At 65.9% G+C, this 14149-nt stretch carries 13 protein-coding genes; 7 read left to right on the top strand and 6 right to left on the bottom strand.

The window, feature by feature from the left end; genetic code table 11:
- Nucleotides 1-17 precede the first annotated feature (17 nt).
- On the bottom strand, nucleotides 18-782 hold the full coding sequence (locus ACQ3DC_RS06960; RefSeq protein WP_430751898.1) for an alpha/beta fold hydrolase: 765 nt from the start codon (nucleotides 780-782) through the stop codon (nucleotides 18-20).
- A gap of 54 nt (nucleotides 783-836) precedes the next feature.
- Nucleotides 837-2093: a flavin-containing monooxygenase gene (locus ACQ3DC_RS06965; protein ID WP_430751899.1), complete on the bottom strand. Its 1257-nt coding sequence runs from the start codon at nucleotides 2091-2093 to the stop codon at nucleotides 837-839.
- Between the two features lie 247 nt (nucleotides 2094-2340).
- On the opposite strand from ACQ3DC_RS06965, the gene ACQ3DC_RS06970 reads away from it, so the two are divergent.
- From ACQ3DC_RS06970 to ACQ3DC_RS06980, 3 genes are all read left to right on the top strand, one after another.
- Complete coding sequence (locus ACQ3DC_RS06970) at nucleotides 2341-2544, top strand: cold-shock protein (protein ID WP_009372930.1); 204 nt, start codon at nucleotides 2341-2343, stop codon at nucleotides 2542-2544.
- 141 nt (nucleotides 2545-2685) lie between these two features.
- On the top strand, nucleotides 2686-3957 hold the full coding sequence (locus ACQ3DC_RS06975) for a plasmid pRiA4b ORF-3 family protein (RefSeq protein WP_430751900.1): 1272 nt from the start codon (nucleotides 2686-2688) through the stop codon (nucleotides 3955-3957).
- Between the two features lie 290 nt (nucleotides 3958-4247).
- Complete coding sequence (locus ACQ3DC_RS06980) at nucleotides 4248-5096, top strand: esterase/lipase family protein (protein ID WP_157238807.1); 849 nt, start codon at nucleotides 4248-4250, stop codon at nucleotides 5094-5096.
- Nucleotides 5097-5115: 19 nt separating this feature from the next.
- Here ACQ3DC_RS06980 and ctaD read toward each other — a convergent pair whose 3' ends face one another.
- Together ctaD and ACQ3DC_RS06990 are read right to left on the bottom strand one after the other, a co-directional pair.
- Nucleotides 5116-6870, bottom strand: coding sequence for an aa3-type cytochrome oxidase subunit I (gene ctaD / locus ACQ3DC_RS06985; RefSeq protein WP_157238806.1), 1755 nt, complete (start codon nucleotides 6868-6870; stop codon nucleotides 5116-5118).
- Nucleotides 6871-6984: 114 nt separating this feature from the next.
- Nucleotides 6985-7719, bottom strand: a complete 735-nt coding sequence (locus tag ACQ3DC_RS06990) for a FadR/GntR family transcriptional regulator (RefSeq protein ID WP_157238805.1) — start codon at nucleotides 7717-7719, stop codon at nucleotides 6985-6987.
- A 190-nt stretch (nucleotides 7720-7909) separates the two neighbouring features.
- On the opposite strand from ACQ3DC_RS06990, the gene ACQ3DC_RS06995 reads away from it, so the two are divergent.
- The 3 genes from ACQ3DC_RS06995 (at nucleotide 7910) to ACQ3DC_RS07005 (ending at nucleotide 10897) form a co-directional block, all read left to right on the top strand.
- Entirely contained in the window at nucleotides 7910-8455 is a 546-nt protein-coding gene (locus tag ACQ3DC_RS06995) for a gluconokinase (RefSeq protein ID WP_430751901.1), read from the top strand.
- A gap of 41 nt (nucleotides 8456-8496) precedes the next feature.
- Complete coding sequence (locus tag ACQ3DC_RS07000) at nucleotides 8497-9900, top strand: GntP family permease (protein ID WP_421091997.1); 1404 nt, start codon at nucleotides 8497-8499, stop codon at nucleotides 9898-9900.
- Between the two features lie 259 nt (nucleotides 9901-10159).
- On the top strand, nucleotides 10160-10897 hold the full coding sequence (locus tag ACQ3DC_RS07005; protein ID WP_421091996.1) for a hypothetical protein: 738 nt from the start codon (nucleotides 10160-10162) through the stop codon (nucleotides 10895-10897).
- Between the two features lie 80 nt (nucleotides 10898-10977).
- Here the strand turns inward: ACQ3DC_RS07005 and ACQ3DC_RS07010 are convergent, their stop codons facing one another.
- Complete coding sequence (locus ACQ3DC_RS07010) at nucleotides 10978-12567, bottom strand: alkaline phosphatase D family protein (protein WP_430751902.1); 1590 nt, start codon at nucleotides 12565-12567, stop codon at nucleotides 10978-10980.
- Nucleotides 12568-12682: 115 nt separating this feature from the next.
- On the bottom strand, nucleotides 12683-13069 hold the full coding sequence (locus ACQ3DC_RS07015) for a TfoX/Sxy family protein (RefSeq protein WP_157238800.1): 387 nt from the start codon (nucleotides 13067-13069) through the stop codon (nucleotides 12683-12685).
- A 147-nt stretch (nucleotides 13070-13216) separates the two neighbouring features.
- Here ACQ3DC_RS07015 and ACQ3DC_RS07020 point away from each other — a divergent pair, with 147 nt between their 5' ends.
- A complete protein-coding gene (locus tag ACQ3DC_RS07020; protein WP_430751903.1) occupies nucleotides 13217-14035 on the top strand; it encodes an SDR family NAD(P)-dependent oxidoreductase in 819 nt (272 codons plus the stop codon).
- Nucleotides 14036-14149 lie beyond the last annotated feature (114 nt).

A 14149-nucleotide genomic window follows, 5' to 3' on the forward strand; every position in this document is an offset into this window, starting at 1 on the left:
GGGTTCGACGATAAGTATCAGCCTGTTTCCGCCTTCTCCCAGTGCCGCCGGAGCAACTCAGCCAGACGCTTGGGCTCGATCCGGTGGGGAGGATCGAAGTGATGGCGCTTGGGGAACACCTCCAGATGGAAGTCAGGGAAGAACACCCGTGCCAGCCGGGCGGCAATCTCGCCGTAGTCGTCGGGGTTGCTCAGGCCCCCCAGTGCGAAGAACACGGGCGGTCGAAAGGCGGCCAAACGGGCCCTGTCCAGGTCGTAGCTCTTGAAGGTCCCCAGGAACGCCTTGATGCCCGCGGGCCGCTTGGCCATCCACGGCGGCGGGGGACCGGGCGGCGGCGGCGGAAGGACGACGTCGTGCCTCACTCCCAGCCTCATGAAGGCGGGCATGAACTGCTCGGGCGGGAGCGTTTCCAGCCGATCGTACTGCCTCCAGAGTTCGGTGTGGGCGGGGCTCCAATCCCAGTTCCCGGCCCAGGCGGGTTCCAGCAGCGCCAGGCTGAGCAGCCTGTCAGGATGTTTTGCGGCAAAAGCCAGGGCAGCAGCGCCGCCGCCGGAGTACCCGAGAAGGTGGAAGGTGTCCCACCCCCGGGCATCGGCCTCCCGCAGCACGCCGTCAATCTCGGTGTCCAGGCTCCAGCCGGGGGGAGGTACGTCGTCCGCATAGAGCTCCAGGTCCTTGGCGACAGCCTGCACATCGGGCCCCAGGGCTTCAATCAGCGGGCCGTAGGCCTCATCGGCGGGGAGGACGGAGCCCGGGAGCAGGATGACCCGAATCGGTTTCATGGAAGGAACCCTACGCCGGGGGCGGCCGTTGGCAAGGGGTGCTTCCGCACGGCTTCAGCCGCCCAGGCCGGCGATGTGGCCGGCCACGTATTTGGCGTCGTCGCCCACCAGCGCCAGGGTGGCCGAGGCGTGCCTCGTCAGCCAGGGCAGTCCGACGGCGTACAGGCCGGTGACGTCCGTGACGCCCCGGGAGTGCCGGGGGTAGTTCCACTCATCCAGCACGGGGATGTCCAGGAAGCTGAAGTCCAGGCCGTACCCGGTGGCCCAGATGACCGCCGTGATGCCTTCCGCGTCCAGGTCCAGCCGTGCCCCGGATTCCGGGGGGAGCCATGAATCGGTCCGCGGCGTTTCCGGGGCCGGCGCATCAATGCCGGCCGCCGCGATGTAGGCGTCCGCCATCAGCTTCAGGCGCTGGCCGAACCCTGCCTCAACTATCGCCAGGCGGTCGGGGAGGTCGTCGCTGAAGGCGAGGACGCCGTCGTCGATTCCCTCAAAGCGGCCGTGGAGCCGGACGCCGCGGCGGCCCAGGTCCCGCACGCGGATGCTGTGGCCGCCGTCGTTGCCGGAAACCAGCGGATTGCACAGGAAACGCGCCGCGGGGGAGGGGAGCTGGTCCACCTGGAAACCGTTGATGCCGTACTCGGGGCCGTGCAGGTTGACCTGCAGGATCCAGTGGAAGACGTCCTGGCCCCGGTACCGGCGCGGCGCCTCGGGGCAGGTTGAGACGGCCAGGTGCACCTCCCGGCCGGCCGCCAGCAGGTCCTCGGTGATCTGGCCGCCGGACTGTCCGGTGCCCACCACCAGCACGGCACCGCCCGGCAGCTGCTGCGGATTGCGGTAGTCGTGGCTGTGCAACTGGAGCACATGCGAGGGAAGGCCGGCCGACGCCGCCGGGATGCGCGGCAGCTGGAAGGCCCCGTTGGCCAGCACGACGTTCTGTGCCGCGAACTGCCCGCCGTTGGTTTCCACGCTGAATCCGCCGTCAGCCCGGCCGATCCGGGTGGCTTCCGTGTCCAGCAGCACCGGCGCGGCAATCCGCTGGGCGTAATCACGGAACAGGCCGATGACGGCGTCACGGGGAAGGAAAGCGTCAGGCTCGGGACCGTCGTAGGTCAGGCCCGGCAACATGAAGGAGAAGTTGGGCGTGTTCAGGTAGAACGAATCCCAGCGGTCCTGCCATGCCCCGCCCAGGGCATCCCGCCGCTCCAGCACCTGGTGCTCCACGCCGTGCCGCGCCAGCCAGTAGCTGGTGGCCAGGCCGGCCTGCCCGGCTCCGATCACCAGGGTGTTCACCCGTTGCGGTATCTCCATGGTTTGCTCCCGCAGGTCAGGATGCGGACTGGATCTGCTGGCAGGATATGCCCGGATGGGCGCCGTGGTAAGTGCTGCTCCAAATCTCCTGTAGTGTTGTTCCTGTTGTTGTGTTTATGCAGTTGGTAGTTCAGGCAGTACGCGCGGTCGAAAGTCCGCGTTCTTCTGAAGTAGCGGTTTTGAACACCCCACACCGGAGGGCCCGAAAGTCGGGACTTTCCCTCCACCTTCACGAAGGACAAAAATAATGGCTACTGGTACCGTCAAATGGTTTAACGCTGAAAAGGGCTTCGGCTTCATTTCCCCCGATGACTCTTCACAGGATGTTTTCGCACACTACTCTGCGATCAACTCCAACGGCTTCCGCTCCCTCGAAGAGAACCAGAAGGTTTCCTTCGACACCGAGCAGGGCCCCAAGGGTCCCCAGGCCACCAACATCCAGGCACTCTAATCCATTAGGGAATCTGGGGCCTTCGGGTTTCGAATTTTGAAAAAGCAGGGCCGGTCGCTGACCGGCCCTGCTTTTGCTTAACCCGGCTGTGCTGCCAGATCAGCGATGCAGGACCTCCTGCGGCTCTGGAAAGATGACCCTATGCAGTCCGCCGCACGCGTCCCCGCCTTTGAACTCCGCATCAGCATTGAGGACACCGAGCCAGTGATCTGGCGCCGACTGCGGGTTCCCGCCGCCCTGACAGTCGAAGAATTCCATCTTGCCGTGCAGGCGGCCTTCGGCTGGGAGGACCGCCACGTTTACGCCGTCAGGTGCGTAGATCCCCGAGGGAACCAGCGCGTGGTTGCAGGGCCCCGCGGCGCAACGGAGGACTCGGGCGCAGAGGCGGCCTCCGCCGTCGTCCTTTCGGACCTGTTGGATCCCCGGAAGCCGGGCACGGCCTGCGAGTACGAGTACGACTTCGGCGACGGCTGGACTCACCAGGTGGAGTTGCTCGGGCCGGCCGAACTGGCTTACGGCGAGCTCCAGTGCCTGGGGGGCGCCAACCGTGGTCCCGTGGAGGATTCCGGCGGGCCGGAGGGATATGCCAACCTGGTCCGCATCCTCGCGGACCGGCACCATCCGGAGCATGGCGATGCCGGGAGATGGGTCTTCGAGACCACCGGGGAGTTTGGCCAGAGGTTCGACGCCACCCGCTTCGACGTGGACGCTGCCAACCGCCGGCTGCGGGTCCTCAGCCTCCAGTGGTGGCCGCAGCCGCTCACTGACGGCGAGCGCGATGCGGTGCTGAAGCCCGTGCGCTGGTTCCTGGAGAATGCCGAGGGTGATGGCCTGGAACTGACGAAGGACGGGTACCTGAAACCCTTCCTGGTGGCGCGCGCCGTGGAGGAAATCGGCTGGGACGGAGCCGTCCTGGGCAAGGGAAACCGTGAAGCGAATGTCTTGCCGGTCCGTGAACTCCGGGAGCATGTCCTGGCGTGGAAGCTGGTACGGAAGCTCAAAGGCAGGCTGGTGCTCACACCCCGCGGCCGGAGGGCGCTCGAACGGCCGGGCGACTTGTGGGACTACATGGTGGACGTGATCGCCAATCCGAAGCACGACGCCGTACGGCTGGCCATGCGCCTCTACACACACTGGTACCTCAGTGGCATTGCGCCGCCGCGGCTCCTTGAAAGGGATGTGATCAGCCTGGCCCTGGATGACGCCGGATTCGTTACCCCGTCCGGCCACGGCATCCCCGGGGAGTGGGTCACCGACATCTACCGGCGTGTGCTGTGGAGCCTCATGTGCCTGCGCGTGTTCGATGGCGGCGACCACCTTTTCCACCGGCAAATGCTGACCGACGGCGGCGTGAAGTTCTTCATGGCGGTCAGGGACGCTGACCGGCATTCTCCGGGCGGTCCTGCGAGCTGACAGCCACGGCTATCCGTGCACGGATGTGCAGCGGCAGTGAACGGTGATGCGCCGCCGGTCCGGGGCCACAATCTGGCTACTGACCAGTAACAACGATGTGGAGTGCCCTTCAAATCCGCCGCCGCACCCGGCGCAAACGGCGGGCGGTCCTGGCCGCACGTTTGTGCAGAATCCGCCGCCGCCGCCCGGTCCTGCCTAGCATTTGAAGAGCCCCGGAAGGAACCTGGCCCGCAGCACGGGCTCCGGTTCCTGCCCGGCCCATCCGCTGACACGCAAACGAAGAGGTTTCTATGTCACTGCTCAAAAAGGCACTGTCCCTGGCCGCGACCGCCGTCCTCGCCGGTTCCCTCGCCGCGGCACCCGCCCACGCGGACGTCGTCGAAATATCCCCGCCCGGCGCCAACGACTGGTCCTGCAAGCCGTCCGCCGAGCACCCCTACCCTGTCATCCTGGTCCCCGGGACCTTTGAAAGCATGGCAAAGAACTGGTCCACCCTCTCGCCGTACCTCAAGAGCGCCGGGTACTGCGTCTTTGCGCTCAACTACGGGGAGACGAACGGCGTCTACGCCACCGCGCCGGTAGCCGATTCGGCGAAAGAACTCGCCCCGTTTGTCGACGCTGTCCGCGCAGCCACCGGCGCAAAGAAGGTGGACCTCGTGGGCCACAGCCAGGGCGGCATGATGCCCCGCTACTACATGGGCTTCCTCGGCGGCGCCAAGAACGTCAACCAGCTCGTCGGAATCGCCCCCTCGAACCACGGCACGGAAGGCGTGATCCTTCCTCCGCCGGACGTCGTGGCCGACCCGAACTACACGGCTCTCGGCTGCGCTGCCTGCGCCGACCAGCAGGCAGGTTCGCCGTTCATGCAGGAACTGAACTCCATCGGTGACACCGTGGCCGGACCGTCCTACACCGTGATCTCCACCGTCTACGACGAAGTGGTGATTCCCTACAACAGCCAGTTCCTCTCCGGCCCTGCGCGGCAGGTCACCAACATCACCATCCAGGACAAGTGCCCGGCGGATGTGTTTGAGCACGACCAGACGCCGAACGACCCCGTGGTGCACCAGATCGTCGCCCATGCCCTGGGCAGGGCGTCAGGGCCGGCGGATCCGGCCTACCAGCCCAGCTGCATCTAGCAGCGGACCGGCCCGCCCGCTACTTGTCCGGGTTCGGCTCCCGAACGTCCTTTTCACCGATGTCCGCCGCGCCCAGGGCTGCCGCCGCCGCGCTGTGGACCGGTTCATGTTCGCGGACCCGGATCTCGGGGTGGTGCAGGTCCAGGGCCGGCCGCTCGGAACGGATCCGGGGCAGGGACGTGAAGTTGTGCCGCGGCGGCGGGCAGGACGTGGCCCATTCCAGCGAGGCGCCGAAGCCCCAGGGATCGTCCACGGTGACCTTCTTGCCCGCCCGCCAGGTGATGTAGACGTTCCAGAAGAACGGGATCAGGGAGGCGCCCAGCAGGAAGGAACTGAAGGTGGAGAACTGGTTCATCAAGGTGAAGTTGTCCTCCACCAGGTAGTCCGCATACCGGCGGGGCATTCCCATGACGCCCAGCCAGTGCTGGATGAGGAACGTCCCGTGGAAGCCAACGAGCAGCATCCAGAAGTGGATCTTGCCCAGGCGTTCATTGAGCATGGTGCCGGTGAATTTGGGCCACCAGAAGTAGAAGCCGGCGAACATCGCGAACACCACGGTGCCGAACACCACGTAGTGGAAGTGCGCCACCACGAAGTAGGAGTCCGAGACGTGGAAGTCCAGCGGCGGGGACGCCAGGATGATGCCGGTCAGGCCGCCGAACAGGAAGGTGATCAGGAAGCCGATGCTCCAGAGCATCGGGGTCTCGAACGTCAGCGAACCGCCCCACATGGTGCCGATCCAGTTGAAGAACTTCACGCCGGTGGGGACTGCGATCAGCATGGTCATGAACGCGAAGAACGGCAGCAGCACGGATCCGGTGACGTACATGTGGTGTGCCCACACCGTCATGGACAGCGCGGCGATGGAGATGGTGGCGTAGACCAGGCCCTTGTAGCCGAAGATCGGTTTGCGGCTGAAGACCGGGAAGATCTCCGAAACGATGCCGAAGAACGGCAGCGCGATGATGTACACCTCGGGGTGGCCGAAGAACCAGAACAGGTGCTGCCAGAGGACGGCGCCGCCGTTTTCCGGATCGTAGATGTGGGCTCCGAAGCGGCGGTCCGCGCCGAGGGCGAACAGTGCTGCTGCCAGCGGCGGGAAGGCCATGATGACCAGGATGGCCGTCACCAGGGTGTTCCAGGTGAAGATCGGCATCCGCCACATGGTCAGGCCGGGGGCGCGCATGCAGATGATGGTGGTGATGAAGTTGACCGCACCCAGGATGGTGCCGAAACCGGACAGCGCCAGGCCGAACACCCACAGGTCCCCGCCGATGCCGGGACTGAAGGTGGTATCGGACAGCGGCGCGTAAGCGAACCAGCCAAACGATGCCGCACCCTGCGGGGTGATGAAGCCGGACACCGCAATGGTGGAACCGAAGAGGAAGAACCAGAATGCCAGCGCGTTCAGCCGCGGGAACGCGACGTCCGGCGCGCCGATCTGCAGCGGCATGATCACGTTCGCGAAGCCCGCGAAGAGCGGGGTGGCAAACATCAGCAGCATGATGATGCCGTGCATGGTGAACAGCTGGTTGTACTGCTCCTTCGTCTGCAGCACCTGCATGCCCGGCTCGAACAGTTCCGCCCGGATGAGCAGCGCCATCACGCCGCCCATGCAGAAGAACGCAAAGGACGTGATCAGGTACATGTACCCGATGGTCTTGTGGTCCGTGGTGGTGAGCCAGTTGACCACGATGCTGCCCTTGCGCCGGGGTACCACGGCCGGCGCAGCGGTAGCGGCGAGTCCTTCACCTGAACGTCCGGTAGTGGTCATCGTTCCACCTCGCAGATCTCCTGGATGGCGCTGAAGGCCCCTTGCGTAAGCCCTACTTTGAAGGCTACTCAGGATCGCGGTGTCCGGGAAGGGCTTTGATGAGGCGCCGGGGCGCTAGTGCAGCCCCATCGCGTTCCGGACCTCGTCCAGGATGTGGTGCATTGCTGATTCCGCCACCGCCGTGTCCCCGGCCGCCACGGCTGCAGCCACGTCCTCATGCGCCTGCAGCGCCTCGTTCCGGGGCTTGAACGGCATCAGCCCCTGCTGTGTCCGGCTGGTGAGCACTTCCGCCACCATGCCCTCGAGTGCCTGGAACATCTCGTTTCCGCAGCTTCGCAGCAGCAGCTGGTGGAACTCGATATCGGCCGCCAGGAACCCCTGGAGGTCGCCGGCCTCACCCAGCCGCCGCAGCTCCGCCGCAAGGGCAACAAGCTGTGCCCGTTCCGCGGCGCTGGCACGGCGGGCGGCGCCTGCGGCGGCAATGGGCTCGACGGCGATGCGCAGCTCCGTGAGGCTGCTGTACTGGACGTCGCGCCGGTCCGAGGCAAGCCGCCAGCGCACCAGCTTGGGGTCGAAGACGTTCCAGCACCGGCGCTCCTGCACCACGATGCCAACCCGCCGCCGCGAATAGACCAGGTTCATCGACTCCAACACCTTCATGGTGTCCCGCGCAACGGTGCGGGAAATTCCGTACTCCTGCTGCAGGCCTTCCAGGGTGAGCCTGCTGCCCGGGGCCAGCTTTGCGGAGGCGATGGCGACGCCGACCGCCTCCAAAACGCGCTCGTGCATTGCGGGGGAGGCCCCGCCGTCGTGCGCATCATCCGCGCCCGCACCTGTCGCCGTCGACATATTTTCCGCCTCTCTCCGCGCCGGAGCGCACCTCCAGAATAGCGAACAAAAACAGTAAGGTATGACCTGTGACACGCAAAGATAGTATTTATTAGCCTCAAAGGTGATACCTTATGGCGTAGCCCACGTAACGACGGGCACGCAGCGAGCTTCTTCGAAAGCCAAAGACGTCTTCTCCGGAGGTATGAACATGCAGAATCCCCCCACGCATCTTGTGGTGATGGGCGTCGCCGGGTCCGGCAAAACCACCCTGGCGGCGGCCCTGTCCGGACAGCTGGGGTGGGCCTGCGCTGAAGCGGACGAGTTCCACCCGGCCGCGAACATCGCCAAGATGACCCAGGGCATCCCGCTGCAGGACGAGGACCGCTGGCCGTGGCTCCGGGAAATCCAGGCCTGGATGAGCGCCCAGGCCCAGGCCGGCTGCAGCACGGTCATCACCTGCTCCGCCCTGAAGAAAAGCTACCGTCAGCTCCTGTCCGAAGCGGAGGGACGCGTCATCTTCCTCCACCTCGACGGCGGCGCGGACCTGATCAGCCGGCGCATGCAGGGCCGGGAGGGCCACTTCATGCCGCCCGCCCTGCTGCCGAGCCAGCTGGCCACCCTCGAGGCGCTCAGCCAGGAAGAGCTCGACGCCGGCAGCCTCCGCCTGGACATCGCGCAGTCACCCGGGCAGCTGGTCGCCGCCGTCGTGCAGGCCCTTCACCTTTCCTCCGGCCAGGCGCCCAGCGCGTCCTGACCACCCCTGACCCCCAACAAATCCTGCTTCAAAGGAGAACCATGACCATCGAAGGATGGACCCAAACACTGGGCGCAGGGCCGCTGCTGCTCATCGCCGCCGCAGCGATCCTCGTCCTGCTGTTCCTGATCATCAGGCTGCGCATGCACGCCCTGGTCGCGCTGATCCTGATCAGCCTCGCCACTGCCTTCGCCACCGGCATCCCCGCCAGCCAGGTGGTCCCGGTGCTGATCAACGGCTTCGGCACCACGCTCGGCACGGTGGCACTCCTGGTGGGCCTGGGCGCGATGCTCGGCCGCATCGTCGAAACCAGCGGCGGCGCCAAGGTGCTGGCCGACTACCTCATCGGCGTCTTCGGCGAAAAGCGCGCCCCGTTCGCCCTGGGCCTGGCCTCGCTGATCTTCGGCTTCCCCATCTTCTTCGACGCCGGCCTGGTTGTCATGCTGCCCGTGGTCTTCGCGGTGGCCCACCGCCTGGGCGGGGGAGTGCTCCGCTACGGCCTGCCCGCCGCCGGCGCATTTTCCGTGATGCACATCTTCCTGCCGCCGCACCCGGGCCCGGTGTCCGCCGCCGCATTCTTCGACGCCAACATCGGCCTGGTGACCATCGCCGGCCTTATCGTCGCCATCCCCACCTGGTACGTCACCGCCTACCTGTACGGCCTCTACACCGGCAAGAAGCTGGTCCTGCCCGTGCCGGAAATCCTGGGCCACGCCACCGCCGAAGCCGAGTCGCACCCGCCGCGCTTCCGCACCATCGTGGGCCTGCTGCTCCTGCCGCTGCTCCTGATCTTCATGAACACCGGGCTGAACACCCTGGCTACCTCCGGTGTACTCGCCGAAGGCGTCAAGAAGGAGCAGTGGTACCAGGTCCTGCGCACCCTCGGCGAAACTCCGGTGGCACTGCTGATCGCCGTGCTGGTGGCCATGTTCGTGCTCGGCGCCAGGCGGGGCAAGGACGCGGGCGCGCTCGAGAAGCTGCTCGAATCATCCCTGGGCCCGGTCTGCTCCGTCATCCTGATCACCGGCGCCGGCGGCATGTTCGGCGGCGTCCTGCGCACCTCCGGCATTGGCCAGGCACTGGCCGACGTCCTGGGCGACCTGGGCATCCCGCTCATCCTCGCAGGCTTCCTGATCTCCGCCATCCTGCGCATCGCCCAGGGTTCGGCCACCGTGGCGCTGACCACCACCGCCGGCCTGATCGCCCCCGCTGTTGCCCTGGCGGGGCTGAACGGGATGCAGGTTGCCGCCCTGGTGATTGCCGTGGCCGCCGGTTCCGTGGTGGTCTCCCACGTCAACGACTCCGGGTTCTGGCTGGTGGGCCGCTTCTTCGGCATGGACGTCAAGACCACCCTGAAGACCTGGACCGTCATGGAAACCCTCATCGGCGTAATGGGCTTCGCCATCGCCGCCGTGATCTTCCTGGTGGCAGGCCTGGCGGGTTAGCCTGCCGAACTATGGCGCCCCTCCCCAACTAAGTAGCGCCAGGTGTCGTTTTGAAACCCCAAAACGACACTTGGCGCTACTTGCTTTTTAAGTGCGTGCCGGAGATACCCAGCTTTCGATGATTCACCCTGCTTGGTAAGGGGTAGCCGAAGGGGTTCAGGTTGGCGACGGACTGCACTAACTTTCTCCTATGGCCATGGGCAAGCAAAGGTGCTCTGACCCCAATAGGAATTTCTACTCAGAAGGAGTGGGAAAGGTCATGAATCAACCAACCAAGATTTTCCTGGCCGTCCTCGTCGTGCTGCTCGTAGCGGCAGGAGTGGCACTTTTCGTCACTGAAAGCACCAGGAAGAGCAGGGCCGCCGAGTACACCCCCCAGGTCAACCCCGCAGATTTCAGCACCAAGATCACGAACAAATACTTTGCCCTTCCGGTGGGCAAGAAGTTGACCTATGAAACCGTTGAGCAGGGGAAGGTCACCGAGACGATCGAAATCGAAATCCTGCAGGAGACCAAGACTATCGAGGGCGTTGAGACCGTCATTTACCTGGACAAGGAATTCAAGAACGGGCAGCTCGTGGAGGAAACCCGGGATTATCTGGCGCAGCACAAAAACGGCGACGTGTGGTATTTCGGCGAGGACGTGAACAACTTCTGGAACGGGATTCTGATCAACCACTCCGGCAGCTTTCTCCACGGGAAAGATGGGGCACAAGCGGGGATCTGGATGAAAGCCGAGCAGCGCGTGGGGGATTCCTACCGGCAGGAATTCTACGCGGGCTATGCCGAAGATATGCGGGACACGGCGGCCACCGGCGAGACCGTCTCCACGAAGGCCCGGACCTACACCGGCTGCGTCAAGGTTTACGACTGGTCGCCCCTTGAAAAGAATGCCCGGGAGCACAAGTACTACTGCCCGGAGGTCGCTGCGCTGGTCCTCACCGAGGACCTGCAGTCTGGAAGCCGGTCAGAACTCGTGAAAGTCGTCGCCCCGTAGCCTCCGGCAGCGGAACACCCGGCACCGGAAGGTCCGGCCGGTGTGCCGGCCGGACCTTCCGCTGGAACCGGTTTTCGAGCCTAACCGTGCGCCTGCAGCCCGGGCACGCCGTCCTGGATCGCGAACGAGGCCTTCGTCGAAACGGGGGCGCCCGGCGTCGTGACATAGTCCAGCGTCCGGAAGTCCGCCGTCATGGCGTCCTTGGTGATCCTGGTGTTCACGTAGCCGCGGTTGTCGTTGAAGAACTTCAGGTGCGGGTTCCACGCCATGGTGGGTTCCGTGGTGGAGCCGGTGCCATTGCCGGTGGAGGTGATGGATGTGCACACCAGTTCCGAGCCCACCACGGGCGAAGCCGGGTCCTTGTAGTCCACCTTGAGGTCGTTGGCCCAGTTGCGGTGCACGTCGCCGGTGAGTACGACGGCGTTGCGCACGTTGGCGTCCACCCAGCCTTGGGTGATGCGGCGGCGGGATGCGGCGTACCCGTCCCAGCCGTCCATCGAGACGTCGTCGATCTCCGGCGCCTGGGCGCGGTCACGCTCGGCGAAGAAGACCTGCTGGCCCAGGATGTCCCAGCGCTGGGTGGAGTTCCGGAAGCCGTCCAGCAGCCATGTCTCCTGCTCGGCACCGGTGATGGTGCGGTTCTCGGCCAGGCGCTCGGCCACGTTCTTCTTCCAGCCGTCGCCGGCGAGCTGGTCGTCGCGGTACTGCCGGGTGTCCATCATGTGGAAATTGGCGAGCTGGCCCCACTGGATGGTGCGGTAGATCTTCATGTCGAACCCGGCCGGCACGGACGAGGCCCGCAGCGGCATGTTCTCGTAATACGCCTGGAACGCGGCGGCCCGCCGCTGCCGGAAACGCTCCGTGGTGTCGTTCATCTGGTTGGGGTCGCGGTTCTCGGGGACCTCGTCCGCCCAGTTGTTGTCCACCTCGTGGTCATCCCACACCACAAGCCACGGCGCGATCGCGTGCGCTGCCTGCAGGTCGGCGTCGGACTTGTACTGGGCGTGCCGCTGGCGGTAGCCGGCGAGGCTCACAGTCTCGGGGCCCTGGTGGTCGCGCGGATTGCCGCCGCCGATCACGTAGCTGCCCTTCTTGTACTCGTACAGGTAGTCGCCCAGGTGCAGCACCAGGTCCGGGTGGTCCTCGGCGAGGCGCGTGTAGGCGGTGAAGTAGCCGTGCTCGTACTGGGAGCAGCTGGCAAACGCCATGGCCAGGGCGGCAGGCGTCTCGTGCAGCGCCGGGGCGGTCAGGGTTCGGCCGGTTGCGCTGATGTGGCGGCCGCTGCGGAACCGGTAGAAGTATTCACGGCCCGGCTTGAGGCCCTTCAGTTCCACGTGCACCGAGTGGGCGGTTTCGATTCCGGCCTGTTCGACGCCGCGGGCTACTACAGTGCGCATGCCCTCGTCCTCGGCCACCTCCCAGGCCACCGGGACCTGGCGGGAGGGCATGCCGCCCAGGCCGTCCTCGGCCAGGGGGGCCAATGCCAGGCGGGTCCAGATCACGAAGCCGTCCGGCCACGGCTCGCCGGAGGCAATGCCCAGCATGAACGGATCGGTGCGGAGGCCGGCGTCGTCTGCTGTTGAAACGGCGACTGCGGCACCCGGCAGGGCGGCGACGAGGCCGGCCCCGAGGCCGGCGGAAATGAGGGATCTGCGTGAGATGTTGTCCATGGGTCCGACCGTAGGGAGGCCGGTTGGACGGATGCTGAGGGCGGCATGAATGACTGGTTAACTGCGTGACAAAAACTGTCTTGCCTGGTGCGGGCCCCTCGAACCCGCCCACTAGCTACGTACCTGCCGCCCGGGACTTCGCGGCCTTCGGCTCCTTCGGCGGCAGCCCCGCCACGTACTCGAAGGCCTTGTGGATCCACGCCCTGGCACGGGCGTCGTCGCCGTCGCCTTCCTCGTTCCAGACTTCCGGCAATCCCGTGTAGCCGCCCATGGGCCGCTCCGCCGGGCCGAAGGGGACGGTCCGCTCCCCGCCTTCGAGCTGCTGCCTGTCCTCCGGCGAGAGCTTGATCCCGACGGTGGAGCCAAACAGGCCGGCGAACATGTTGCCGTTGACGAACGCACCGAGGTTGCCGAACATCGGCTTCACCACCACGCCGGGGCCGTCCGGCACCAGGGACCGGAAACGCTCCTTGTCCGCGTCTGACGCTTTGGGCATCTCCATGGCTTTCCCCCCGGGTTCAGCTGGCTGGTCTGTGCAGGATATGCCCTCTTGTCCGCGCCGGGGAACACCTGCTGTGCCGCCGTCGTTGTGCCGGTAGGCAATACGCCCAGCCAGGGCGCCGCGACTTCCCCAACCAAAGGACACCCCTTGACTCCTCGCACCATCGTGATCACCGGCGCCAGCGACGGCATCGGCGCAGCAGCCGCCCGGACGCTGGCCAAGGCAGGGGAGCAGGTGGTCGTCGTCGGCCGTTCCGCGGAGAAGACCCGCGCCATGGCCAAGGAACTGGACGCCGACTACTTTGTCAGCGACTTCGCGGAGCTCGCTCAGGTCCGCACCCTCGCCGCCCAGCTGAAGTCCGACTACCCGCGCATCGATGTCCTGGCCAACAACGCCGGCGGCATCATGGGCAAGCGCACCCTCACCGTGGACGGCAACGAATCCACGTTCCAGGTCAACCACCTGGCGCCGTTCCTGCTCACCACGCTGCTGATGGACACCCTGGTTGCCAGCAACGCCAAAGTCATCAACACCTCCAGCGGCGCCAACAACTTCGGCAAGCTGGACCTGTTCGACCTCACGGCCGAGCACGGCTACTCCACCAACCGCGCCTACGGCACCGGCAAGCTCGCCAACATCCTCTTCACCTCCGAGCTGCACCGCCGCTTCGGCGAGCAGGGAATCACGACGGCGGCATTCCACCCGGGCGTGGTCCGCACCAACTTCGCGGCCGAGTCCAGCAGCCCGTTCCGGCACGCCTACAAGACGCTGCTGAACCGCTTCATGCTCACGCCGGACCAGGGCGCAGACACCCTGCTCTGGCTGGTCAACGGCACCGCAGGCAAGGACTGGATCTCCGGTGCGTACTACTACAAGCGCGCCCTGGCCAAGGCCAACCCCCAGGCCTACGACGCCGAGCTGGCGCGCGGCCTGTGGGATGCCAGCGAAGCGCTCGTGGCTGCCTGAGAGGCCCACGGCTGCCCGGCTGGGCCGGAAATGCGTGACTTTTGGGTTTCCCGTAGGCGGAGCCCGCGTGCTTTCGGGGCCTTGGCTCCTTGCAGCGCCCAAAAGTCACGCATT

The sequence above is a fragment of the Paenarthrobacter sp. NEAU-H11 genome, assembly GCF_050573415.1.
GTDB lineage: Bacteria > Actinomycetota > Actinomycetes > Actinomycetales > Micrococcaceae > Arthrobacter.